This window comes from Pseudomonas sp. 2848, assembly GCF_003253945.1.
Taxonomy (GTDB): Bacteria; Pseudomonadota; Gammaproteobacteria; order Pseudomonadales; family Pseudomonadaceae; genus Aquipseudomonas.
Genome location: NZ_QKZD01000014.1, coordinates 97,429 through 119,759 on the forward strand (window position 1 = coordinate 97,429; position 22,331 = coordinate 119,759).

The 22,331-nt window shown below is 64.3% G+C and carries 23 protein-coding genes; 8 read left to right on the plus strand and 15 right to left on the minus strand.

The features are described 5' to 3' along the window. The first annotated feature begins 12 nt into the window (after nt 1-12). Nucleotides 13-786, plus strand: coding sequence for an enoyl-CoA hydratase (locus DFS21_RS23265; protein ID WP_102683680.1), 774 nt, complete (start codon nt 13-15; stop codon nt 784-786). A 34-nt stretch (nt 787-820) separates the two neighbouring features. Here DFS21_RS23265 and DFS21_RS23270 read toward each other — a convergent pair whose 3' ends face one another. Continuing rightward, nucleotides 821-5,374: a hypothetical protein gene (locus tag DFS21_RS23270; protein ID WP_110703550.1), complete on the minus strand. Its 4,554-nt coding sequence runs from the start codon at nt 5,372-5,374 to the stop codon at nt 821-823. A 408-nt stretch (nt 5,375-5,782) separates the two neighbouring features. Here DFS21_RS23270 and DFS21_RS23275 point away from each other — a divergent pair, with 408 nt between their 5' ends. After that, on the plus strand, nt 5,783-6,187 hold the full coding sequence (locus tag DFS21_RS23275) for a TraR/DksA family transcriptional regulator (RefSeq protein WP_110703552.1): 405 nt from the start codon (nt 5,783-5,785) through the stop codon (nt 6,185-6,187). Nucleotides 6,188-6,531: 344 nt separating this feature from the next. After that, the gene (locus DFS21_RS23280) at nt 6,532-6,726 is read left to right on the plus strand and encodes a hypothetical protein (protein ID WP_110703554.1); all 195 of its coding nucleotides are present in this window, start codon (nt 6,532-6,534) and stop codon (nt 6,724-6,726) included. A 5-nt stretch (nt 6,727-6,731) separates the two neighbouring features. Here the strand turns inward: DFS21_RS23280 and DFS21_RS26575 are convergent, their stop codons facing one another. Beyond that, the gene (locus DFS21_RS26575) at nt 6,732-7,019 is read right to left on the minus strand and encodes a hypothetical protein (RefSeq protein ID WP_146603171.1); all 288 of its coding nucleotides are present in this window, start codon (nt 7,017-7,019) and stop codon (nt 6,732-6,734) included. A 212-nt stretch (nt 7,020-7,231) separates the two neighbouring features. Between DFS21_RS26575 and DFS21_RS23290 the strand changes: the two genes are divergently transcribed. Continuing rightward, entirely contained in the window at nt 7,232-7,702 is a 471-nt protein-coding gene (locus DFS21_RS23290; RefSeq protein ID WP_046854840.1) for a hypothetical protein, read from the plus strand. Then, nucleotides 7,699-7,908, plus strand: a complete 210-nt coding sequence (locus tag DFS21_RS23295) for a hypothetical protein (protein WP_102683675.1) — start codon at nt 7,699-7,701, stop codon at nt 7,906-7,908. The genes DFS21_RS23290 and DFS21_RS23295 overlap by 4 nt, the downstream gene beginning before the upstream one ends. A 3-nt stretch (nt 7,909-7,911) precedes the next feature. Here DFS21_RS23295 and DFS21_RS23300 read toward each other — a convergent pair whose 3' ends face one another. The 7 genes from DFS21_RS23300 to DFS21_RS23330 all read right to left on the minus strand — a co-directional run bounded on the left by DFS21_RS23300 (nt 7,912) and on the right by DFS21_RS23330 (nt 15,094). Then, nucleotides 7,912-8,277: a Na+/H+ antiporter subunit G gene (locus tag DFS21_RS23300; protein WP_046854842.1), complete on the minus strand. Its 366-nt coding sequence runs from the start codon at nt 8,275-8,277 to the stop codon at nt 7,912-7,914. Next, the gene (locus DFS21_RS23305) at nt 8,274-8,552 is read right to left on the minus strand and encodes a K+/H+ antiporter subunit F (protein ID WP_046854843.1); all 279 of its coding nucleotides are present in this window, start codon (nt 8,550-8,552) and stop codon (nt 8,274-8,276) included. Before DFS21_RS23305 ends, DFS21_RS23300 begins: the two co-directional genes overlap by 4 nt. After that, on the minus strand, nt 8,549-9,037 hold the full coding sequence (locus tag DFS21_RS23310; protein ID WP_102683673.1) for a Na+/H+ antiporter subunit E: 489 nt from the start codon (nt 9,035-9,037) through the stop codon (nt 8,549-8,551). The genes DFS21_RS23305 and DFS21_RS23310 overlap by 4 nt, the downstream gene beginning before the upstream one ends. Continuing rightward, entirely contained in the window at nt 9,034-10,713 is a 1,680-nt protein-coding gene (locus DFS21_RS23315) for a monovalent cation/H+ antiporter subunit D (protein ID WP_110703558.1), read from the minus strand. The genes DFS21_RS23310 and DFS21_RS23315 overlap by 4 nt, the downstream gene beginning before the upstream one ends. Next, the gene (locus DFS21_RS23320) at nt 10,710-11,054 is read right to left on the minus strand and encodes a Na+/H+ antiporter subunit C (protein ID WP_023632557.1); all 345 of its coding nucleotides are present in this window, start codon (nt 11,052-11,054) and stop codon (nt 10,710-10,712) included. Before DFS21_RS23320 ends, DFS21_RS23315 begins: the two co-directional genes overlap by 4 nt. Then, entirely contained in the window at nt 11,054-13,960 is a 2,907-nt protein-coding gene (locus DFS21_RS23325; RefSeq protein WP_110703560.1) for a monovalent cation/H+ antiporter subunit A, read from the minus strand. Before DFS21_RS23325 ends, DFS21_RS23320 begins: the two co-directional genes overlap by 1 nt. A 189-nt stretch (nt 13,961-14,149) precedes the next feature. Further along, complete coding sequence (locus tag DFS21_RS23330) at nt 14,150-15,094, minus strand: DMT family transporter (protein ID WP_110703561.1); 945 nt, start codon at nt 15,092-15,094, stop codon at nt 14,150-14,152. An 84-nt stretch (nt 15,095-15,178) separates the two neighbouring features. Between DFS21_RS23330 and DFS21_RS23335 the strand changes: the two genes are divergently transcribed. Further along, nucleotides 15,179-15,742 (plus strand): helix-turn-helix domain-containing protein, encoded by a 564-nt coding sequence (locus DFS21_RS23335; RefSeq protein WP_111533224.1) that lies wholly within the window; start codon nt 15,179-15,181, stop codon nt 15,740-15,742. A gap of 73 nt (nt 15,743-15,815) precedes the next feature. On the opposite strand, the gene soxR is transcribed toward DFS21_RS23335, so the two are convergent. Beyond that, the gene (gene soxR / locus DFS21_RS23340) at nt 15,816-16,271 is read right to left on the minus strand and encodes a redox-sensitive transcriptional activator SoxR (protein ID WP_110703565.1); all 456 of its coding nucleotides are present in this window, start codon (nt 16,269-16,271) and stop codon (nt 15,816-15,818) included. 88 nt (nt 16,272-16,359) lie between these two features. On the opposite strand from soxR, the gene DFS21_RS23345 reads away from it, so the two are divergent. Continuing rightward, nucleotides 16,360-16,740, plus strand: coding sequence for an antibiotic biosynthesis monooxygenase (locus tag DFS21_RS23345; protein WP_110703567.1), 381 nt, complete (start codon nt 16,360-16,362; stop codon nt 16,738-16,740). Here the strand turns inward: DFS21_RS23345 and DFS21_RS23350 are convergent. Next, the gene (locus DFS21_RS23350) at nt 16,719-17,489 is read right to left on the minus strand and encodes a S9 family peptidase (RefSeq protein WP_110703569.1); all 771 of its coding nucleotides are present in this window, start codon (nt 17,487-17,489) and stop codon (nt 16,719-16,721) included. The two genes, DFS21_RS23345 and DFS21_RS23350, sit on opposite strands and share 22 nt — an antisense overlap. After that, on the minus strand, nt 17,473-18,585 hold the full coding sequence (locus tag DFS21_RS23355) for a DUF3182 family protein (RefSeq protein WP_371926925.1): 1,113 nt from the start codon (nt 18,583-18,585) through the stop codon (nt 17,473-17,475). The genes DFS21_RS23350 and DFS21_RS23355 overlap by 17 nt, the downstream gene beginning before the upstream one ends. A gap of 195 nt (nt 18,586-18,780) precedes the next feature. Here DFS21_RS23355 and DFS21_RS23360 point away from each other — a divergent pair, with 195 nt between their 5' ends. Further along, nucleotides 18,781-20,583, plus strand: coding sequence for an aminopeptidase P family protein (locus DFS21_RS23360; RefSeq protein ID WP_110703573.1), 1,803 nt, complete (start codon nt 18,781-18,783; stop codon nt 20,581-20,583). Nucleotides 20,584-20,623: 40 nt separating this feature from the next. Here the strand turns inward: DFS21_RS23360 and DFS21_RS23365 are convergent, their stop codons facing one another. The 3 genes from DFS21_RS23365 to DFS21_RS26830 form a co-directional block, all read right to left on the minus strand. Beyond that, nucleotides 20,624-20,905 (minus strand): hypothetical protein, encoded by a 282-nt coding sequence (locus DFS21_RS23365; RefSeq protein WP_110703575.1) that lies wholly within the window; start codon nt 20,903-20,905, stop codon nt 20,624-20,626. Nucleotides 20,906-21,091: 186 nt separating this feature from the next. Next, nucleotides 21,092-21,979 carry a threonine/homoserine exporter RhtA gene (gene rhtA, locus DFS21_RS23370; protein ID WP_110703577.1) on the minus strand — a complete coding sequence of 296 codons (888 nt, stop codon included), beginning with the start codon at nt 21,977-21,979 and terminating at the stop codon, nt 21,092-21,094. An 80-nt stretch (nt 21,980-22,059) separates the two neighbouring features. Continuing rightward, on the minus strand, nt 22,060-22,331 hold a 272-nt coding region (locus DFS21_RS26830), incomplete at its 5' end, for a hypothetical protein (RefSeq protein ID WP_218281298.1).

Sequence of the window (22,331 nt, forward strand, 5' to 3'; positions counted from 1 at the left end):
GGAGCAGACTGCATGGCATTCGAAACCATCCTGTTGGACATCCACGGCAAGGTCGGCCTGATCACCCTCAACCGTCCGCAGGCGCTCAACGCGCTGAACGCGCAGATCGTCGGCGAGATCAACCAGGCCCTGGACCAGCTCGAGCGTGACCCGAACATCGGCTGCGTGGTGCTCACCGGTTCCGCCAAGGCCTTCGCCGCAGGCGCCGACATCAAGGAAATGGCCGAGCTGCAATACCCGCAGATCTACGTCGACGACCTGTTCAGCGATGCCGACCGGATTGCCAACCGGCGCAAGCCCATCATTGCCGCGGTATCGGGCTTCGCCCTGGGGGGCGGCTGCGAGCTGGCGATGATGTGCGATTTCATCCTCGCCGCCGACAATGCCAAGTTCGGCCAGCCGGAAATCAACTTGGGCGTGTTGCCGGGCATGGGCGGTACCCAGCGCCTGACCCGCGCGGTGGGCAAGGCCAAGGCCATGGAACTGTGCCTGACCGGGCGCCTGATGGGCGCCGAGGAAGCAGAGCGCGCTGGCCTGGTGGCGCGCATCGTGCCGCAGGCTGAGTTGGTGGAGGAGGCGCTGAAAGTGGCAGCGACTATTGCGGCCAAGTCGATCCCGGTGAGCATGATGGTCAAGGAGAGCGTCAATCGCGCCTTCGAAGTGACCTTGAGCGAAGGCGTGCGCTTCGAACGCCGGGTATTCCATGCCGCGTTTGCCACCGAAGACCAGAAAGAGGGCATGGCAGCCTTCATCGCCAAGCGCGAAGCACAGTTCAAGGACCGTTGACGTGACGGGCGCGGCATTCGCCGCGCCCGTCGGATCATAGGTTGAAGAAGTACCGTGCAGCGGCTGAAGCGGTGATCGGGGCGCGGTACACTTCCACCACTGTGCCGCTTACGTCGACGTAGCGATGCCCCGGCATATGGCGTTGCGCGGCGAGTTTGAGGTGCCCTGCGGTGAAGTCGGCTTTTGCAGCGTTCATCGCCCGATAATGAAAGTGCGCATACCACAACACCTGCCCGTCATGGCTGATACCATATTCGTCGAGGAAGTCCGCTGGCCTGCCCTTGACGCTGGCCAGGCGGGTACGGCTGCCGACCCTGCTGATCTGCACATGCTTACCCTCGACCAGGAACATTACTTCACCCATGCGCGGTTTCTGCGCCATGGCGGCCGCCACGCGCAGCTGCGTTGCCTGCCCTTGCAGCTCGTCGGCCAGCCTGCGCAGGGCACGCGCCACCTGCTCGGCATCCTTGCCGCCCAGCGCCTCATCGGTCTCGTTGTCCTCGGTCAGGCGGGCTTCGATGGCATCGGCACGGGCTTGCAAGCGTTCCTGCTGGTGGCGCACGCTCTCCTCTAGTTCAACCGGCAGGTAGCGGCTCGAAACCGCTTGCAGCCTTGCCACCTCATCGCGGGCAGATTTCATCAGCCTGTCGCTGCCGTTGAGCAGGCGCTTGAGGCTTTGCCCGGCGCGCTGGGTGGCTGCCTGGGCAGGTTGGAGCTCGACCCATTCGCCCTGTTTGAGGTGGTAGGTGCGGGTGATGGTCTTGTTGTCCGGGCCTGGAATGTCAACGGTGTTTGCGTCATCCGCTCGGGGCTCGGCCAGCAGCAGGCCGTGTTCTGTGGTGTCGATCAGCCCCGGTACTTTCTTGCGCAGTTGTTGCAGCGTGCTGATCGACGGGTAGTCAGGCAGTTCGGCGAGCTCCTGCTTGATGCGTGAGAGGATCCAGTCAACCTGTTCTTGTAGTTGGCGCATCGTCCGTTGCGCGGCATCTGCGCTGATCTGCTCGGCAAAGTGCCCCAGTTGACGGGCCGCGGCCTGGAACTGTTCGAGGATGCTGCGCAACAATCGGACTGCGACTTCCTCGTCGGCGTCAACCAACCTGAACAGTTTGGCGCGCTGGGCGATGCCCAGCTCGACGTTGCTCCAGAAACGGTCTCGCCAGAACGGCGCGTCGCCGCTGAGCCCGTGTACCAGCGTCATGCGGTTGACCAGCGCTTCGAGCCGCAGGAAGCGCAAGATCAGGTCGCGCTCTGCCGTGGCGGGCATGGTCGCAGCGAGCTTGCTCCATTGCAGTATCTCGGGTTGCTGCGGGCTCGCCAGCTTGTTCAGGGTGTCCTGGTTCTGGCGCAGGCGGGTGTTGTTGTCGATCATCTGCTCGATCAGCGGTGCCAGCGTGTCCAAGCGACTGGCAGCGATTCTCGCGTCGCTGGCAGAGAGGTCCATGCCCTGCTGTTGTTGCCTGGCAAGCTGCAGCAGTTGCTCGCGCACCGGCTGGTAGCGCATGTGCAGGATCTTGCGCTGCAAGCGCTGACAGAAACTGTCCTGATAGACCGCGAAGGCGTGGACCTTCTTGAAATCCTTGAGCGGTTCCAAGCTATTGCGGGTTTTCAGCCGCTCGATGTGCGTGGTCCAAAAGTCGGAAAGCGCCTGCAACTTCTCTTGGCAGGTCTGCAAGGTGGTGTCGTCCTGGGTCGCGGCGGCGATTTTCTCGACGGTGGTCTGCTGCTTGATCTTCTCGGATATGGTGTCCTTGTCCGCCTTTATCTGCTCATTGACTGTGCGCAGGGCACTTTCCTTGTCCAGTTGCATCCTGCGTATCCGCCCTGCCAATGGCATGCCCCCCTTGAGTGCCAGGCGCAGGTCCAGTTGCCAGCGACCCACCTCGTCGCGGCGTAACCACGGGCCATGCTCATGGTCTGGGCCGACGATACGCATCTGGTTGCGGGGCATGCCGAGCTCGACTTCGTACACTTTGCCGCCCAGTTGCGTGTAGAGCTTGCTGTCGTGCAGGTACAGGCCGCGCAGCGCGCCGCTGGGGACCGGAGTGCCGAGCGAGCTGGCGGCGACGGCGGCTTGTAACGCATTCAGCGAATCGCGCTGGGCGTTGGTCAGCGTTTGCGTGGGGCGCGCCCAAGCGAAATCGAGGTGGCTGTCGGCAGGCTGCCTGACCTTCGGTGGCTCGGGCACGAAGGATTCGGGTTCAGTGAGGTGGGCGGCGATAGCAGAGAACGGCGCCGTTTCACCTTGCTCCTGGCGCAGCCTGAACAACGAATGAGTGAACAGCAGCATGGAGATGTTGATCAACAGGTTGACGATGGAGAGGCGATACCTGCTCGGCTCGCGTTCGGCATCCGCGTCCACGTACTCGGCCAGCGCCACCTCCATCTGCGCCAGCCACGCCACTTTGCCCAGCGTGCCACCGGCGAGTGGCAGCAGGGTGTTGAACAGCAGCAATCCCAATTCCTTCCAGCGCGCCCAGCGGGTTTGCGCGGTGGTTGCTGCATGTTCTTCGAAGTGCTGCAGTGATTCGTTCACGCAAGCCAGGTAGAGCGCCGCACCAGGGTCGGCGACGGGGGCTTCCCTCGCCAGCTCCACCGGCGCCGGTGTGCCCCATGGCAGCGCATTGGTGTCCTCGAGTACCACGAACAGATGAGGCTCCAGAAAGCCGCCATGGGCATAGAATCGTCGGTTCTCGGGCGCCAGGCGTTGCAGCAGGTCATCCTGCAGCTTGCCGGGGCTGCTGATGGCGACGAACAGCGCCAGCCGATCGCTGAACTGCAGAAGTGTGTCCTCATGCAGCGGACGGTACAGCAGGCAGGTCTCGGCGCCGGCGGACAGCGGTTCGATCAGCCAGGTGTTGCAGGGGTGATCCACCGATGCTCCAGGCGACTTGATGAAACCCAGCGGGCGCATGATCCAGCGTCGGGCTTCGTCATCTTCGGCCGTCCAGAACACTTGGGCGATACGGCTGGCAGCTTGCTGGTCCGGCAGTTTGCCACGTAGATAAAGCTCCTGTGCCAACGCGGGCAGCTGGCTGCGCAATTGAGTGGTGAGCAGGCGCTGACGAGCCACGCGCCCGTTCGGATCGTCCAGCAGCTTGCGGCGCAGCATGGCAGGGTAGCTTGCACCGATGTCCAGCTCGCTGACCACGCTGCGCAGGTAGCTCTCGGTCATCCATTCGGGCAAGGGGCTCGGGTCAGTCGAACGCAGTTCGACCCGGCCCGGTCGGAGCAGGCCGAGGTTGCCGATTGCCAGCTGGGCCAGTGTGTACTCGACCGGCGTCACCTCGCCAGTGGTAAAGACCCCGCCTTGGGCAGGCGCGGCGACGCCGGTGGTCTGGTAGTTGCAAACCCTGACATGCATGGGATCGACACTGTCATCGGGGTGATCAGCCGCGAAGCGTGCAGCCAGTTGCCGGTTGGCAAAGCCTTGTGCGTTGTCGACGCCATCCAGCCAGAACTGGCCTTGGTTGTCCTGACACCCTTGGGCGACATCGAGGAGCAGCGTGCTGAAGTGTATCAGCGAGCGGCTCTGGGCATTGCGCAGCCAGTTTGGCAGATGCTGCAACAAACTCTGGCGTTTAGTGGCCTCGACTTCGCTGCACAGGGAGATCATGGAGGTCAGCCGGTCCAGGTCCAGGTTCATGTTGAGGGCATCGAGCCTGGTTCGATACTGCCCCGCACGGTGGGTGATGACCCGCAACTGCTGATCGAGCAGGCCCAGTGCCTGGGTTTCGAAGTGCCCTTGGCTCGATAGGCTGATGCTGACCTGGCGTGGGGCGTGGTGGGGCGCGGCGGGCCAGTAGCGGCCAATCGCCCCGAGCATGTCCTGACGGGACTTGAAACTGTACAGCTTGCCGGCCAACGTGAAGAGCAAGGTCAGATCGCGTGTGGGATCACCATCGGCGTGTTCGATGAGCAAGGCGCTGGCAAGGTCGATATCGAGCGTCCCATCGGCAGAGAAATCCACGCCAAGATGGGAAACCTTCAGACCTGCCGTGTTACTCCACCTGTCCAGTCCTTGCGCGAATGGCTGGTCATGCACCAAGGTGGCGACTGCCAGGGCGAAACCGGGAAGGCTCCCCGCGCTACGGTGAGCGTCGACAGCGGTTTGCAACTGAGCACGCAGGAACGCTGCATACCATTGCCAGGGTGTCTGCCCGCTGTTATCGAAGGCGCTCCAGTAGGCAGTCAGCGATTGTTCATAGGCCTCGAGCAGAAACGGCCCGGCCTCGTCGATCAGCAACTCGACCGGATGCAGGTCGATGTCCACCTGCCAGGCCGGATCCCCATCCACGTGGGTGGTGACGAAGTTTTCGCCATCGCTCAGGTTCATGGTCTTTTTTGCGCAGTAGCGCTCTACGAGCACGTGCGACAAGGGGCGCACCCAGGTGTCACCCGTGCGTGGATGGCGGCTTGCCAAATACAGCGCGAGCGGGTCATAGGGGTTGTCTGGCAAGTGCCGCTGCCATTGCTGGCGCAGGATCTGATCAGCGGCGTCGAGTAGTACCGGGCGATCACTGAAGCGTAGGGCGACCTTGCAATCCAGGTTGCTGGAGCGGGCTATACGGTGGTGCAGGTTGTCGGTCATGGTCCTGGCCTGGTGTTTGAAAGAGGCACATCAGGCGATTTTTCGTGCTTGCCGGGGCTTTAGCCGACTACTACCCAGTCCGCGGATAGCTGCGCAGAACCAGCGGTGGTGACTGCGTCCCGAGGTGTGGGACGTTGGGCGGGGCTGACAGCACCGTGTTTGTTGCGGCATATTGCACTGAGACGCCCGACAGACGCGCAAACCCGGCAAACCACGACGCCAATTAGCGGATTCCTGGCCATTTCGGTCAAATCCCCCGTCATTTCTGTTGCCCACTGCCGCGCGGCACCTTAGACTTCCGCCCCCTGTAAAAGAGTGCCGGTTGGCGCTTGAAGAATTCCGCCACCGACGTGCCACCGTCTGTGGCACCCGAATCGCCCATATGCACATTTTTTCATAGAGAAATCGATGACCAAGGAACAGTTGCTGGCCATGTCGGCCGATGACTACATGAACGCCGAGCAGCTCGCGTATTTCACCGCGCTGCTGCAGGCGATGAAAGTCGAAACTCACGAGCGCATCGAACTCAGCCGCACCGCCATCGAAAGCCTGGATACCCCGTCGGATCCCGCTGACGTGGCGTCGGTCGAGGAAGAACGCACCTGGTTGGTCAATGCCATCGACCGCGACCAGCGTCTGCTGCCGCAACTGGAGATGGCGCTGGACCGCATCACCGACGAAAGCTTCGGCTGGTGCGACGACAGCGGCGAGCCGATCGGCCTGAAGCGCCTGCTGATCAGCCCGACCACCAAGTACTGCATCGAAGCCCAGGAGCGTCACGAACAGCTCGACCGCCACCAGCGGCAGGTCTGATTCAACGCCTTGTGCAAGGCCCCGCGGAGCGATCCCTGGGGCCTTCGTGTTTTCTTGCCTTGCATCAAGCGTGGCCGCCGCCATCCAGGCGCCACGTGTCGGCGAGCACGGACGTGGCGTCGCGGTGGCCGATGAGCTAGGTACCGGGTCGAGCAAACCGGTGTGCAGCTTGCACAGATTACGGGGCTGGCAGCACGTGTCGAAGGCCAGATCCGCGCAATTGGATTGAGCGGATTTGTTGCCGGAATTGCAATACAGCTGTACCTGGCGGCGCTTTTTCCCAGGCAGGGCAGGCCGTATCATGCGTGCATCGTTAGGTTGCTAATTAAATTCCGGAGGGAATGATGAATAGCCAAGTCGATGTCGCCGTCATGATCGGGACTGGCGTGCCGCGCTCAATGCAGGCCCTGGGCAACCGTGTGTGTTGGGTGGTACTGGTCGATGGCGAGCGTCGCGGCACAGCATTCGCCAGCCGCGCCGAAGCCTTGGAATGCCGGGATGCCTGGCTGGACCTGCTGGACAGCTGCAACGCGGCCTGAGGCGTTCAGCGCTCGAATTGTCGGGCCAGTGCGCAAGCCTGCTCGTGGCACTGGCGAAAACCCCTGACCCGGCCCGTATCGCGTTCGGCGATGTGGTAGAAGGCGACACCGGCGGGAATGACGATATAGCGAGGCATATCATGGCCGGAAATGTTACGTGCCTCTCGACGGGTTTCAGTGTTTTCGTGCATATTCGCTCTCCTGTAATGCGCGACTGAAGGCCAGCATTCCTTTCTGGCGAAAGAACTGGTGCTGCTTGTCGCATCCTTTCCGGCATTTGCGCTGTCGGACATTACGTTTCCCTTTGCGGAATCGAGCCGAAGCTTACTTCGCATCGCCGGGCGGTGGCTGGGTGAACTGCTTCCTGGTTGCCCTTGCGCCGTTGCGCGTGGACGCTTTGTCGCTTGTTTCCACGGTCCTGCGGACCTTGACTAAAAAGTGCCTGTCACCTGACGCAACTTGTGTCCGTGGCGTGGCCGTTGCAATCGATGTGAGGAGCCCTTCATTGGCAGTCAGTACACTGGATACCCATGCGTTGTTCGCCCTGGGCGACTTGCGCGCACAGCTGGTCAAGCTGTTCCACGGGCGTTTCATCTATGTCACCGAGCAGAACCCGGAAGGCCTGTACATGGCCGAAATCGACACCGAAGACGCCATGGTGGTCGACGACAAGCAGCGCCTCGAATTGAAGGTGGGTGACCACTTCCGTGCCGCGGTGTTGCCCAGCCGTGAGGGTGGCAAGCTGGAGTTGCGCTTTCGCGAGATCAAGCTGAACGTCTATGGCCAGGGCGACTACGCCTTCGTCTCGGTACCGGAAGGCGACGGTATCGTGTTTCGCGACGGGCATGGCGTGATGCTGGTGTTCGCTGCCCAGCAACAGGTGCAGGAAGGCCTGGGCAAACTGCTCAAGGCGGTGACCGGCAAGGTCGCCAAATGGCGCAAGGGCGAGTTGACCACCTTCAAGGCCAGCGAATGATCGACGAGCCCACCGCGGGCTCGCGGGCCGACTTTCACCGCCTGCACCAGGCACGTGCGGTGGAGGAGGCCGAGCGCCTGCTTGCGCGCCGAGAGGCGCTGCACGGCGGCTGGCTGGCCTGGGTCGCCGGCGAGCTCTATCGGATGAGCCCGCCGCCTTTTGCCGCCATGGTACGCCGCGAGTTGCAGCGCTTGAGCCAAGCATGAGCCTCAGTTGCCGCGATCGCGCCCGCTGCTGACTTCCTCAGGTACGTTTTCACCCGAGGTGCGTTTGCGAAACAGCGCGGCCCTGGCCAACAGCAGCGTGGTCACCGGCACGGTGATCGACAGCAGGATCGGGATCAGCCACGCATGCAGCACCGGGCTCTGCTTGAGCACCGAGAAGTACAGGATCGAGGCCGCCGCCACGCACCACGCACCGATGGTCGAAGCCAGCGCGGGCGGGTGCATGCGCTGGAAGAAGTCTTTCAGACGAACCAGCCCGATGGCACCGATCAGCGCGAACAGGCTGCCCAGCAGCAGCAGCGTGGATACCAGCAGTTCCAGCCAGAACGGCAGTTCGATAGCTTCGTTCATTCGATCACCTCGCCACGCAGCAGGAATTTGGCCAGGGCGAACGAGCCGACGAAGCCGAACAGGGCGATCAGCAGCGCGCCCTCGAAGTAGGTGTCACTGGCGTAGCGAATACCCAGCACCAGCATCATCAGCATGCCCAGGATGTACAGGTAGTCCAGTGCCAGCACCCGGTCCTGGGCGGACGGCCCGCGGAACACCCGAATCAGCGCCAGGCCCATGGCGATGGCGAAGATGAACAGGCTGGTGAGGACGGCATAGGCGAGCAGGCCGCTCATTCGAAGATCTCCCTCAGCGGGCGTTCATAGGTGTGCTTGAAGTGTTCGATGAAGGCCGTTTCGTCTTCAAGGTCGAACACGTGCAGCAGCAGTACGCTGCGATCCAGCGCCAGTTCCGACCAGACGGTGCCGGGCACCACCGTAGTGATCATCGACAATGCTGCCAGGCCATGGGCATCGCGCAGATCCAGCGGGATGTGCACGAACGCCGAGCGCGGTGGGGTACTGCCCGCGCGCAGGACGCCACGGGCCACCAGCAGGTTGGAATGGATCACGTCGAGGCCTACCCGGCCAATCAGCTTGGCGATTGCCCAGGGGCGGCGCACGTGGGCGTGTTGCGGGCGCAGCGGGGCCATCAGGATCGGCGCGAGGACGCCCAGCACGGCACCCAGCAGCAGGTTACCTGGGCTGACAGAGAGGTTGAGCAGCAGCCACAGTACGAACAGTGCGACGGACAGCAGCGGCGCAGGGAACAGTCGGCTCATGGCTGCGCCTCCGCGCTGAGGGTGGTCGGGCCGGGCAGTGGCCGGGTGGCCATCACCGCCTTGACGTAGGCCTCCGGCGTGCTCAGGCTCGCGGCGGTGTCCTGGGTGTAGCGCAGCAGCGGCTCAGCTTTGAGACTGAGGAAGATGCACAGGCCCAGGAGAATGACGATAGGCACGCATTCATAGCGACGCAGCACCGGCGAGGGGCGTTCCTCGGGCTTCCAGAAGCGCTGGATGCCCACCCGGCCGAAGGCGATCAGCGAGGCCATGCCGGACAGCACCAACAGGGTGACCAGGGTCCAGCCCGCGACGCCCAGCGGTTGCTCCGGGCTGACACCCATGCCTTGCGGGTTGAACAACGCGCTGATCAGGTTCAGCTTGCCGATGAAGCCCGACAGGGGAGGCATGCCGATGATGAGCAGGGCGCAGGCGATGAAGGCAAGGCCGAGGAAGGCCATGGTCCAGGGAATGATCTGGCCGATCACCACCTGCTGCTCATCGTCGAGGTTGATGCCTTTGGGTGGGTGCAGCGACTCCAGCGGCGAAGGCATTGCGCCTTCTTCATCTTCCAGCGGCGCCTCGTTGGCCGAGCGCGAACGCTCCACCAGCTCGGCCAGCAGGAACAGCGCGCACAGGGCCAAGGTGGAACTGGCCAGGTAGAACAGCGCGGCGCCGGTGAGGATCGGCTGGCCGAAACCGACGGCGGCCAGCAGCGTGCCGGCGGATACCAGGATGCTGAGGGCCGCCAGGCGCTCCAGACGCTGCGCCGCGAGGATCGACATGGCCGCCACGGCAAGGGTCGCCAGGCCGCCATACACCAGCCAGTCCCCGCCGAAGAACGCCGAGGCGCCGGCCTGGCCGGAGAACAGCAGCGTCCACAGGCGCAGGATGGCGTACAACCCGACCTTGGTCATGATCGCGAACAGCGCGGCTACCGGCGCACTGGCCGACGAATACGCCGGTACCAGCCAGAAGTTCAACGGCCAGACCCCGGCCTTGGCCAGGAAGGCGACCGCCAGGATCGCCGCGCCGGCATGCAGCAGGCCGCGATCGGCTTCCGGCACCAGCGGCACTTTTAATGCCAGGTCGGCCATGTTCAGGGTGCCGGTCACGCCGTAGAGCATGGCCGCGCCCACCAGGAACAGCGACGAGGCGAACAGGTTGATGGCGATGTAGTGCAGCCCGGCCTTGACCCGTGCCCGCCCCGAGCCATGCAGCAGCAGGCCGTAGGAGGCCGCCAGCAGCACCTCGAAGAACACGAACAGGTTGAACAGGTCGGCCGTGAGGAAGGCGCCGTACAGGCCCATCAGCTGGATCTGGAACAGCGCGTGGAAGCTGGCGCCGGCACCATCCCAGCGGGCCCGGGCGAACAGCAGGGCGCTCAGGCCGATGATGCCGGTCAGCGTCAGCAGGAGCGCCGACAGGTGGTCGAGCACCAGGGCGATGCCGAACGGCGCCGGCCAGTTACCTGGCAGGTAGACGCCGATGGACTCGGCCTGGCCTTGGGTGCGCACCCACATCAGCAGGGTCACGGCGATGCCCAGGCCGAGGGCGGTGGACAACAGGTTCAGGCGCGCCTTCAGCCAGCGGTGCTTCTCACCAATCAGCAGCATCAGCGCCGCGGTGAGCAGCGGCAGCAGGATCGGCGCAATGATCAGTTGGTTCATCCCGCTCATTCGTCACGCTCCCGGCCATCGACGTGGTCGGTGCCGGTCAGGCCGCGCGAAGCCAGCAGCACCACCAGGAACAACGCGGTCATGGCGAAGCTGATGACAATGGCCGTCAGCACCAGCGCCTGGGGTAGCGGGTCGGTGTAGTGCAGCAAATCGTGGGGCACGCCGTCCTTGATGATAGGCTCCTTGCCGATGAACAGGCTGCCCATGCTGAAGATGAACAGGTTGACGCCGTAGGACAGCAGGCACAGGCCCATGATCACCTGGTAGGTACGCGGGCGCAGGATCAGCCAGACCCCCGAGGCGGCGAGGACACCGATGGCGACTGCTATGACTTCTTCCATCAGGCGGCTCCTGCTTGGCTGGACTTGGCGGGGCGGTAGGCACGCACCGACTGGTGGGCCAGCGCGGTGAGGATCAGCAGGGTCGAGCCGACCACCACGGTGTACACGCCGATGTCGAAGAACAGCGCGCTGGCCACATGCACGTCACCCAGCAGCGGCAGGTGCAGGTGGGCGGTGTGGGTGGTGAGGAACGGGTAGCCGAGCAGCATCGCGCCGGCGCCGGTAAGGGTGGCGCAGAGCAGGCCGGTGCCCATCCAGCGCAGCGGGCGCAGGCTCATCTGCGCCTCGACCCACTGGGTACCGGCGACCATGTACTGCAGGATGAATGCCACCGACATCACCAGGCCCGCGACGAAACCGCCGCCGGGCTGATTGTGGCCACGCATGAACAGGTACATTGACACCAGCAGGGCGATCGGCAGCAGCAGGCGCACCAGGGCGGCCGGCACCATCATGAAGCCCAACGCGGTGTCGGTGGCGTGGCGCGGGTTGACCAGGTCGGTGACCACGTCCGGTGCCAGCTGCCGCTGCTGAGCCGGCAACTGCATGCTCTCCTTGGGCGGGCGGAAACGGCGCAGCAGGGCGAACACGGTCAGCGCCACTGCCACCAGCACGGTGACTTCACCGAGGGTATCGAAGCCACGGAAGTCCACTAGCATCACATTGACCACGTTGGTGCCCCCGCCCTCCGGCAGCGCGCGGCTGAGGAAGAACGAGGAAATGTCGTTGGGCGTGGGGCGGGTGAGCATGGCGTAGGACAGCAGGGCCATGCCGCCGCCGACCAGCACCGCCAGCAGCAGGTCGCGCAAGCGACGCAGACGGGCGCGGTCCTGGCTGCCGGGCAGCGGCGAGACGCCTTCGATACGCCGTGGCAGCCAGCGCAGGCCGAGAAGGATCAGCACGGTGGTCACCACTTCGACTGCCAGCTGGGTCAGGGCCAGGTCGGGCGCGGAGAACCAGACGAAGGTGATGCAGGTCATCAAGCCGCAGACGCCGACCATGATCAGCGCCGCGAGACGGTGGTACTTGGCCTGGTAGGCGGCGCCGATGGCGCAGGCAATGGCGATCAGCCACAGCGCGACGAACACCCCGGAGCCGGGGATCTTCGGCCGCTCGCCCCAGCTCAGGCCGCTGTACAGCAGTGGCGTCAAGCCGGCGATGAAGGCCGCCAGCACCAGCATGAACAACTGCGTCTGCAGGCGGCGGGTGGTCAACAGGCGCTCGAGATGCCGTGCCAGCAGCATCAAGCGGACCAGGCCATGCTCGAACAGGCGCTTGCCATTGAAGCGCTCGATCAGTGGCGGGTGGGGGAAGCGACCGCGTTGCAGCTGCTTGCGCAGCAGCAGGTAGAGAACGATACCGCCGCTCATGGCGATCAGGCTCATGATCAATGGCGCATTCCAGCCGTGCCAGATGGCCAGGCTGTACTCCGGCAGGGTGCCGCCTACCACCGGCAGGGCGGCGGCGGCCAACAGCGGGCCGACCGATTGTGCCGGGAAGATGCCGACCACCAGGCAGGTGAGCACCAGCAGTTCGACCGGCGCGCGCATCCAGCGGGGTGGCTCGTGGGGCGTATGCGGCAGGTCTTCGGCCGTGGGCCCGAAGAACACGTCGACGGTGAAGCGCAGCGCATAGGCCACGCTGAAGGTCCCGGCGAGGGTGGCAATCACCGGCAAGGCGGCTTCGACCCAGGCGGTGGAGGTAATGAACACGGTTTCGGCGAAGAACATCTCCTTGGACAGGAAGCCGTTCATCAGCGGCACCCCGGCCATCGACGCGCTGGCGACCATGGCCAGGGTGGCGGTGAACGGCACCAGGCGGAACAGGCCGCTGAGGCGGCGGATGTCGCGGGTGCCGCTCTCGTGGTCGATGATCCCCGCAGCCATGAACAGCGAGGCCTTGAAGGTGGCGTGGTTGAGAATGTGGAACACCGCGGCGACCGCTGCCAGGGGGCTGTTCAGGCCCAGTAGCAGGGTGATCAGGCCCAGGTGGCTGATGGTCGAGTAGGCCAGCAGGCCCTTGAGGTCGTTCTGGAACATCGCGGCGAAGGCGCCGAGCAACAGGGTGGCGGCACCGGCGCCGCCGACGATCCAGAACCACTCCTCGCTGCCCGACAACACGGGCCACAGCCGGGCGAGCAGAAACACCCCGGCCTTGACCATGGTCGCCGAGTGCAGATAAGCCGATACGGGAGTGGGCGCCGCCATGGCATGGGGCAGCCAGAACTGGAAGGGGAATTGCGCGCTCTTGGTCAGGGCGCCGATCAGGATCAGGGGCAGCAGCACCGGGTACAGCGCATGCTGGCGGATGATGTCGCCGGCAGCCAGGACCTTGTCCAGGTCATAGCTGCCGACCACATGGCCGAGCAGCAGGGCCCCGACCAGCAGGCACAAGCCGCCGGCCCCTGTCACCATCAACGCCATGTAGGCGCCGCGGCGGGCGTCGGCGCGGTGGTGCCAGTAGCCGATCAGCAGGAACGAGAACAAGCTGGTCAGTTCCCAGAAGAACACCAGCTGGAGCAGGTTGCCGGAAATCACCAGGCCGAGCATGGCGCCCATGAATGCCAGGAAGAAGGCGAAGAATCGCGGCACCGGGTCCTGCGGCGACATGTAGTAGCGCGCATACAGCGCCACCAGGCTGCCGATACCCAGCACCAGCAGGCTGAACAGCCAGGCGAATCCGTCCATGCGCAGGACCAGGTTCAGGCCCAGGCTGGGCAGCCACAGGAATTCCTCGCGAATCACCCCGCCATCGGCCACCTGAGGGTACAGCAACGCCACCTGGACGGTGCCGACCAGGGCCACGAGCCCGGCGAGAATGGACTCGGCGTTGCGTGCGTTGTGCGGCAGGACAGCCGCCAGGCAACTGCCCACGAAGGGCAGAAGCAATAGCACAATCAATGACATAGCGTTCTGTTCTGAGAAGTTTGCCAAGGATCATACGTGCCGGGGGGGGGATCACCAACACGCAAGCAGTTGCAGGATCGTACAAAGGTGCTGTGAAAAGCTGTTTTTTTATAACAGTTTTTTACAAAGCATAGCGGGTGACAGCGTTGCCGTGGGGCTGCGTTGCAGCCCCGAGGAAGTGCAGGAGGGTTACAATCCCGTCTCGCGCTGACGCGTGTGATCGTCCGGCAACGCCTCTGCCTCATCCTGGCGACGAACCTTCAGTTCGCTCACCACCACCGCCAGCACGATCAGCACCCCGCCGATCAACGCCACGCCAGGCAAACGCTCGCCGGCAATCCGCCCGACAATACCTGCCCACACCGGCTCGCCGGCATAGATCAGCGTGGCGCGGGTCGGCGAGACCGACTTCTGCGCCCAGTTCATCGCCACCTGGATCACCGCGCTCATGGCGCCCAGGCCCACCGCGCTGGCCAGCAGCAGCCAGGAGAAGTCGGGGAGCTGCTCCTGGGTCGGCACGATCATCAGGAACGACAGCGCCGAGGCGGTGGCCAACTGCACCACGGTGACCCGACGCACATCCACCTTGCCCGCGTAGCGGCTGATCAGGATGATCTCGCCGGCGATTGCCACGGCGCTGACCAGCGTCACCAGCTCGCCTTCGCTGAAGTGCAGCGCGCCGCCCTCGGGGCCGGCCAGCAGCATCAGCCCGGCGAAGGCCAGGCCGATGCCCAGGCTCGGCATCAGGCCTGGGCGGCGGCCCAGCACCAGCCATTGCAGCAAGGGCACGAAGGGCACATAGAGCGCGGTGATGAATGCCGACTGGCTGCTGCTGATGGTCTGCAGGCCCATGGTCTGCAAGCCGTAGCCGAGCATGATCGACACGCCGATCAGGACCCCTGCCTTGAGTTCGGTGGCGGTCAGTCCTGCCAGCGAGCGGGCCGACACCAGGCCGACGAACAGCGCGGCGGCAGCGAAGCGCAGGCCGACGAAGAACATCGGGCCACTGACGGTCATGACGTTGTGCACGATAAGGAAGGTGCCGCCCCAGAGCATGGTGATGAACACCAGCACCAGTTCGGCCTTGCTCAGGCGGAAGGTGACGGCGGGCTTGCTGGGGGAGGCCTGGCTCATGGTCTTGCGCACTCGGAAGGGGCGGCGCACAATTCGCCGCAAAGTGGGCAGTATACTGCGCACCCCCTACCAGTGAGCAATATAGTGCACAAAGATTCCGAGCACCGGGCTTCGGTGCTGCAGCATGTCAGCCAGAATGTTCGCCGCCTGCGCGGTGACGCCAGCCTGAGCCAGGCCGCCCTGGCCGAACGCTCCGGGGTCAGCCGGCGCATGCTGGTGGCCATCGAGGCCGGCGAGAAGAATGTCAGCCTCACCACCCTGGACCTGATCGCCGAAGCGCTCGGGGTGGCGTTCAGCACCCTGATCCAGGCCCCCGACCGCCGCGATCCCAGCCGTATCGACGAGCTGGCCTGGGCCGGCGTGCACCCTGCCAGCCGCGCCGTGCTGCTGGGCAGCAGCCCGGCCCGGCGCGAGGTCGAGCTGTGGGAATGGACCCTCGCCCCTGGCGAGTGCTACGCCAGCGAGGCAGATGCCGCTGGGTGGAGCGAGCAGATCTATGTGACCGAAGGCCGCCTGACGCTGGTCATCGAAGGCGGCGAGCAGCAGTTGGGCAAGGGCGAGTTCTTCGTCTTCCCCAGCGATTGCCGCTACGCCTATCGCAACGATGGCGAGGAGGCGGTGCGTTTCGTGCGTAATGTGGTGATCTGAGGGGTAGAACGGGTGCTGAAGACATCGGCATAGGCGAACGCCAACGCGGTCATCGGTCTTCAGCGCCTGATCCTCAATCCTGGCTCGGTGGGTGGGGGCCGGGGCCTTCATCGGCCAGGCGATCATGGTGGTTGCGCAGCGGGCACTCTTTCAGCGACATGCAGCCACAGCCGATGCAGCCATCGAGCTGGTCGCGCAACATCACCAGCTCGTCGATACGCCGGCTCAGGTCGTCGCGCCAGCGTGCCGAGAGGCGCTGCCAGTCGTCGGCGGTGGGCGTGTGGTCGCAGGGCAGGGTATCCAGGGCGTTGGCGATGTCGGCCAGGGGGATGCCCAGGCGCTGGGCCATCTTGATTACCGCCACTCGGCGCAGCACGGCCCGTGGGTAGCGCCGCTGATTGCCGGCGTTGCGGGTGCTGTGGATCAGGCCCTTGGTCTCGTAGAAGTGCAGGGCGGTCACGGCCACGCCGCTACGGGCGGCCAGCTGGCCGACGCTGAGCAGGCGTTCCTGGGAGGAAGGTGGTTTCATCGTCAACAAAATCCTTGACCTTGAGTTAGCTGGAGGTTTTACCCTCCACGACCATCTGCTGCAAGAGCCCGAAACGAGGAGAAGCAACATGACGGCCAACACCCATTCCCTGTGGTTCACCCAGATGATCGAGTACGACGTGCCACCGCTGCGCCAGGATGCGCTGGCCGAGGCGCTGGTGGTGCGCAGCGAGCACCTGGCGCAACGCTGCGACGGCTTGCTGAGCGTCAGCATCCAGGTTAGTGACGACGGCCGGCGGGTGCTTCAGCTCCTGCGCTGGCAATCGCGCCAGGCGTGGGCGGCAGCCGCGGGAAGCTTCATCGAGGAGCCGTTCCTCGACCTGCTGGGCGAGCATCAGGCGCGGGGGGTGAATTTCGCCGCCTACCAGACCCTGCGCAGCCTTGTGCGCGGCGCCGATGGTGGCCTGCACTGCCAGTTGGGCAGCGCTCAGGCGTACCAAGGCGCATAGTGCGGGTAGCGGTCCAGGCGGGCACCAATGACCATCTCGCTGATCCAGGACGTGAGTATCGCGCTGTAGGCCTTCTGGCTTTCTTCGCTGGACAGGGCATGGTCGGCGCCGTCTACCAGGCGGTGGGTCATGGAATGGGCACTGACGAACGCCGAGCGGTAACTCATCAACGTGCTGTGAGGTACGTAGTCGTCCTGCTCGGACTCCACGAGCAGTACATCGCCGCCAAATTCGGCGCAGGCTGCCAGGGCACGGTTGTCGGCCGGGCCAAGGCTGAGCTGGCGGTAGGCGTTGAGGCGCTGGCGGTCGAGGGCCTGCTTGGGCGCGTTCCATTCGTCGTCCCAGTAGAGGGCGGGCACCCTGAGCGCCAGCCATTTGACCGGCCGGCGCGGGGTAAGCAAGGTGGCCAGGTAGCCACCGTAGCTACTGCCGATCACGGCAATGGCGGCGGGGTTCACCGAAGGGTGGTTGGCGAGCCGGTCGTAGGCGGCCAGCAGGTCGGCGAGGTTCTGCTCGCGGGTGACGCTCAGGCGCTGGCTTTCGGTCTTTTCATGGCCGCGCAGGTCGAAGGTCATGCAGACGCAACCTAGCCCGGTGATCTGCCGGGCACGGGCCAGGTCGCGCTGCTGGCTGCCGCCCCAGCCATGGACGAAGAGAATCCCTGGCATGCGGCTGCCGGGGCTGACCAGGGTGCCGGCAATGCTTTCCCCTTCGACTTGCAGTTCCACGGTTTCACTCTCGATGGTCATGGTCGCGTATCCGTGCATATTTGCTGAGTTGTCCAAGTTCACTGTCATGCCCCTGATAGAACAGCGTGGCATCGGCGGGTAGTCGCGCCTGGCCGAACACCTCGTGGGTCGATGCGCATAGCCGCTTCAGGGCCGGGTCGCCGGCGAACGTCGACAGCGCCAGGACCTCGGCCGGGCTGGCGCCCCCGATGCGCCACGACTGTTCGAGCACGCCGCTGCGCAGGTGGCCCTGGCGGTCGTTGCCCCGGGCGATGTCGTAGTTGCGGCGCGAAGCGATGAAGCCAGGGAAGTAGCGTTCGGCGGCCTGTTCGTAGGCCATGGCCTGATTGATGGCCAGGCGCAGATGATCGTCCAGCGGCAGTTGCAGCAGTTGCAGGTAGTCGCCCCGCACCACCACCAGGTCGGAGCCGCCGTAGACCTCGGTCCCTGCGTGGTCGCGGGTTAAGTGCTGGGTGCCGTGGTAACTGAGGGTGAGCCCGGCCACGCGCACCTGGCCGACGCTGAAGGTCTCGACCGCGTCCAGGTCCTCTTCCAGCACCAGGCCCCATAGCCCCAGGGCCTCGTCGTCCATTGCCTGCAGTAGCGGTTCCAGGGCCTGGGAATCGTTGATCACCTGCTGGCCTCTGCCTGCACAAGCCAGTACCGGCTTGACACGCACCGGGCCGTCGCGCAGCAGCAGCTCGGCGGCGCGGCGCGCGTCTGCCTTGGAGAACACCGTGTAGCCGCGCAGCAGGGCGTCGCTGGCCAGTTGGGCGAAGGCATCCGTCCAGCCGGGTGGAAAGCTGGCATCGGCTGGCAGGGGATGGGAAATCGCCTTGGTGGCCATGTGTGGATGGCTGACCGCACCGCCGAATAGGTCCTCTTCGCCATGGATGCCGAGTGCCATCTGGCGCGTCGGGTCGACCAGGGTGTCGCTCGGCACGTAGTAACAGCGGGCATCGGTGCTGGGCACGGGCGCTGACTCGACCCGATCGATGCCCAGCAGGTGTGCCAGGTACTGGGCGATTTTCAGGTGCGTCGCCTGCTCATGGTCCGGCGTGTGCGCCCGGGTGTCGAGGAGCACGACCGCGGTTTTCGGTGCGCGGGAGTGGGGCATGGCCAACCTCGCGTTCGCAGGGTGTGTAAGGGGTGTGAAGGCGCGTAGGCTGTTTAGTTCAGGAGGAAGGATCGACGGTCGGCAGGGCACTTGGGGCAATGCATGCCTTGTTACGGTCGTGGTGATTGCGGGCGCCTGCCAGCTGTTTCATTATCAACGGCTTGGACCCGTCGACACCTATCCGCAGGAGTGCGCATGAACAGTCAGTCCCCGCTTCACGAACCCGTACCGGCGCGCCTTGCCCGCGTGCGCGAGGCCATGGCCCGGGAGGGCGTGGCTGCCTTGCTGGTGCCTTCGGCCGACCCGCATTTGTCCGAGTACTTGCCTGGCTATTGGCAGGGACGGCAATGGTTGTCCGGCTTCGAGGGGTCGGTGGGCACGTTGGTGGTCACGGCGGATTTCGCTGGGCTCTGGGCTGACAGTCGCTATTGGGAACAAGCGAACAAGGAACTGGCCGGCAGTGGCATCGAGCTGATGAAGCTGCGGCCCGGCCAGCCAGGCGCGTTGGAGTGGTTGGGTGCGGAGGTCGATGGTACCGTTGCGGTGGACGGCGCGGTCATGGCAGTGGCCGCAGCCCGTCAGCTAAGCGAGCGTCTGCAGGCACGGGGCGCAAAGTTGCGTACGGACATCGATCTGCTGGCCGGGGTCTGGAGCGAGCGGCCATTGTTGCCGGGCAATCCGGTCTACCAGCACCTGCCGCCCCATGCGACCGTCAATCGTGCGCAAAAGCTTGCCGAGCTGCGGGGCACCCTGCAGGAAAAAGGCGCCGACTGGCATTTTATTGCCACGCTCGACGATATCGCCTGGCTGTTCAACCTGCGTGGCAGCGACGTTTCCTACAACCCTGTGTTCGTCTCTTTCGCGTTGGTCAGCCAGGACAAGGCGTACCTGTTCGTTGGGCGTGACAAGGTCGATGGGCACCTGCGCGATGTATTGGCGGCCGATGGTATCGAGGTCCGTGACTACGCAGCGGTCGGCGACGCGTTGTCGGCGATTCCGGCCACGGCCAGCCTGCTGGTGGATCCGGCGCGGGTCACCCGTGGGTTGCTGGATCACCTGCATGGGCAGGTTCGGCTGGTCGAGGGCATCAATCCGACGACCTTGAGCAAGTCGCGCAAGGGTGAAGGGGATCTCGCCCATATCCGCCAGGCCATGGAGCAGGACGGCGCGGCATTGTGCGAGTTCTTTGCCTGGTTCGAAGCGAACCAAGGGACCCAGCACATCACAGAGCTGACCATTGATGAGCGGTTGAGCGCGGCCCGTGCCCGCCGTCCGGGCTTTGTATCGCTGAGCTTTTCCACCATCGCGGCCTATAACGCCAATGGCGCCATGCCGCACTACCGCGCCACCGAGCAGTCCCATGCCGTGATCGAAGGCAACGGCCTGCTGTTGATCGATTCGGGTGGCCAATACCTGGGCGGAACAACCGATATCACGCGGATGGTGCCGATCGGCGAGCCCAGCCGCGAACAGCAGGCGGATTGCTCGCGGGTGCTCAAGGGCATGATCGCGCTGTCCAGGGCCAGGTTCCCGCGTGGGATCCTCTCGCCGCTGCTCGATGCCATCGCCCGGGCGCCGATCTGGGCTGACCAGGTCGATTACGGGCATGGCACCGGCCACGGTGTCGGCTATTTCATGAATGTGCATGAAGGTCCGCAGGTAATTGCCTACCAGGCAGCCGCCACGCCGCAGACGGCCATGCAACCGGGGATGATCAGCTCCATCGAGCCGGGGACCTACCGACCAGGGCAGTGGGGGGTGCGCATCGAAAACCTGGTAGTCAACCGCGAGGTCGGTACCAGCGAGTTTGGCGAGTTCCTGGCGTTCGAGACCTTGACCCTGTGCCCGATCGACACGCGCTGCCTGTTGGTCGAGGCGCTGGGCAGCGAGGATATTGCCTGGTTGAACAGCTATCACCAGACGGTGCGCGAGCGGCTTGCCCCTTTGCTGGAAGGTGAAGCGCTTGCGTGGCTGGAGCGGCGGACCGCGCCTCTCTGAACGTGAAAAGGGCAGCCATTGGCTGCCCTTCATGCATCTGTTACTTGCAAATCACGATCATGCTGCGGCTGGTGTATCCGGCAGGGTTGATGCCGAAAACGTAATCGCCAGGCTCTTCGTCGGAGTCACCGGAGCGGGCGATGACCTTGTAGCCCTTGCTGCTACAGGAGCTGGCGGCCTTGCTGTAGCACTTCTCCCACGACGAGGAGAGTCCCGAGCAATTGATATGCAGGCCTTTCTTCCCTCGTTTCACCTCGGTATTGGCTGTCGCGGCACATCCAGCGATGACCAGGATGCCCAGGATGAGCAAAATACGTTTCATTCCTGTCCTTATACGGCCCGACTACATTAACGGACCTGACGTTTGCGCGTTTCCTCTTCCTTGATGATCCCCGGCGTCCATGTACCGCTCAGTAGATAGCGTCAAGATTATGATCTGGTGACAGCTTAATCAGCCACGCCGGGCGGTACAAGGCTACAGGTTGGCTAAATGAAAATATTTCTCAAATCAGTCGGCAGCCACGGGTGGCGCCGCTTCCCGTTTCATGGAAAGGGTAGCGCCCACCGAGGCGGTGATGATGGCGAGAATGGCCAGCCACTGCCAGAGCGTGAGCTGCTCGCCCAGGAACAGTAACCCGGACAATGCGCCAAAGGCTGGTTCGATGCTCATCAGGGTGCCGAAGGTGCGTGCGGGCATGCGGGTCAGGGCCACCATTTCCAGGCTGTAGGGGAGCGCCGTGGACAGGATCGCCACGCCCAGGGCTACGGGCAGCAGGGCAGGGGTGAGCAGCGCGGTGCCGGCATGGGCGATACCGATGGGGGCGACGAACAAGGCAGCGATCACTACGCCCAGTGCGGCGGTCTGGATGCCGTTCTCGGCACCGGCTTTCTGCCCGTAGAGGATATACAGCGCCCAGCACACACCGGCCCCTACGGCGTAAGCGGCGCCGATCGGGTCGAGCCCGCCACCGGTCTGGCCTACGGGGATCAGCAGCAACAGCCCGGCGACTGCCAGGGCGATCCACAGGAAGTCCAGCGCTCGTCGCGAGGCCCACAGCGCCACCGCGAGTGGCCCAGTGAACTCGAGTGCCACGGCGATGCCGAGAGGCACGCTGCGCAGGGACATATAGAAGAGGAAGTTCATGCCACCCAGGGCCATGCCGTAGATGATCACGCTGCGCAGGGTGCTGGCGTCCAGGCGCGCGCGCCAGGGCCTCAATATAAGCAGCATGATGATGCTGGCGAAGATGAGGCGCAGCGCTGTGGTGCCTTGGGCTCCGACAATGGGGAACATGCTCTTGGCCAGCGAGGCTCCGGACTGGATGGAAGCCATGGCGATCAGCAGCAGGCCGATAGGGAACAGCGTGGTGGCCAGGCTGCGGTGCGGGGTATTCATGTTGGGGTCCGTTGTTGTGCGCGCAAGGGTGCGCAATATAGTGCGCAGCAGGGTGTGGATTGGCAAGGTCGGGTGTGGTTTCAGTAAACGAGGTTCAGAATGATTGAACGCCTGGCAGCCTTCCTGCGGTCCAGCATCATAATCCTGTAATAAAAGGTTGACGGGGTTTCAGATCCCCTTATAATGCGCCCCACTTCCGACGTAGTCGAAACGCAAAACCTCTTGTTAATCAATAAGTTGAGTGTTTCAGGTAGTATCGGAAGTGCTTCGGTCATCTGATCGGCAGCGGTGAAAAAGGCAGTTGACAGCAGGTTGTAACGCTGTATGATTCGCCTCCCGCTACGAGAGATCG

Excerpts from the sequence above, each read along its gene's own strand:
- DFS21_RS23305 (WP_046854843.1), bottom strand. The coding sequence starts at position 8,552 with ATGAGCGGCCTGCTCGCCTATGCCGTCCTCACCAGCCTGTTCATCTTC.
- DFS21_RS23320 (WP_023632557.1), bottom strand. The coding sequence starts at position 11,054 with ATGGAAGAAGTCATAGCAGTCGCCATCGGTGTCCTCGCCGCCTCGGGG.
- DFS21_RS23265 (WP_102683680.1), top strand. The coding sequence starts at position 13 with ATGGCATTCGAAACCATCCTGTTGGACATCCACGGCAAGGTCGGCCTG.
- DFS21_RS23365 (WP_110703575.1), bottom strand. The coding sequence starts at position 20,905 with ATGAAACGTATTTTGCTCATCCTGGGCATCCTGGTCATCGCTGGATGT.
- DFS21_RS23300 (WP_046854842.1), bottom strand. The coding sequence starts at position 8,277 with ATGAACGAAGCTATCGAACTGCCGTTCTGGCTGGAACTGCTGGTATCC.
- DFS21_RS23310 (WP_102683673.1), bottom strand. The coding sequence starts at position 9,037 with ATGAGCCGACTGTTCCCTGCGCCGCTGCTGTCCGTCGCACTGTTCGTA.
- DFS21_RS23350 (WP_110703569.1), bottom strand. The coding sequence starts at position 17,489 with ATGACCATCGAGAGTGAAACCGTGGAACTGCAAGTCGAAGGGGAAAGC.
- soxR (WP_110703565.1), bottom strand. The coding sequence starts at position 16,271 with ATGAAACCACCTTCCTCCCAGGAACGCCTGCTCAGCGTCGGCCAGCTG.
- DFS21_RS23315 (WP_110703558.1), bottom strand. The coding sequence starts at position 10,713 with ATGAGCGGGATGAACCAACTGATCATTGCGCCGATCCTGCTGCCGCTG.
- DFS21_RS23295 (WP_102683675.1), top strand. The coding sequence starts at position 7,699 with ATGATCGACGAGCCCACCGCGGGCTCGCGGGCCGACTTTCACCGCCTG.
- DFS21_RS23330 (WP_110703561.1), bottom strand. The coding sequence starts at position 15,094 with ATGAGCCAGGCCTCCCCCAGCAAGCCCGCCGTCACCTTCCGCCTGAGC.
- DFS21_RS23275 (WP_110703552.1), top strand. The coding sequence starts at position 5,783 with ATGACCAAGGAACAGTTGCTGGCCATGTCGGCCGATGACTACATGAAC.
- DFS21_RS26575 (WP_146603171.1), bottom strand. The coding sequence starts at position 7,019 with ATGTCCGACAGCGCAAATGCCGGAAAGGATGCGACAAGCAGCACCAGT.
- DFS21_RS23270 (WP_110703550.1), bottom strand. The coding sequence starts at position 5,374 with ATGACCGACAACCTGCACCACCGTATAGCCCGCTCCAGCAACCTGGAT.
- DFS21_RS23325 (WP_110703560.1), bottom strand. The coding sequence starts at position 13,960 with ATGTCATTGATTGTGCTATTGCTTCTGCCCTTCGTGGGCAGTTGCCTG.
- DFS21_RS23345 (WP_110703567.1), top strand. The coding sequence starts at position 16,360 with ATGACGGCCAACACCCATTCCCTGTGGTTCACCCAGATGATCGAGTAC.
- DFS21_RS23355 (WP_371926925.1), bottom strand. The coding sequence starts at position 18,585 with ATGCCCCACTCCCGCGCACCGAAAACCGCGGTCGTGCTCCTCGACACC.
- DFS21_RS23280 (WP_110703554.1), top strand. The coding sequence starts at position 6,532 with ATGAATAGCCAAGTCGATGTCGCCGTCATGATCGGGACTGGCGTGCCG.
- rhtA (WP_110703577.1), bottom strand. The coding sequence starts at position 21,979 with ATGAATACCCCGCACCGCAGCCTGGCCACCACGCTGTTCCCTATCGGC.
- DFS21_RS23360 (WP_110703573.1), top strand. The coding sequence starts at position 18,781 with ATGAACAGTCAGTCCCCGCTTCACGAACCCGTACCGGCGCGCCTTGCC.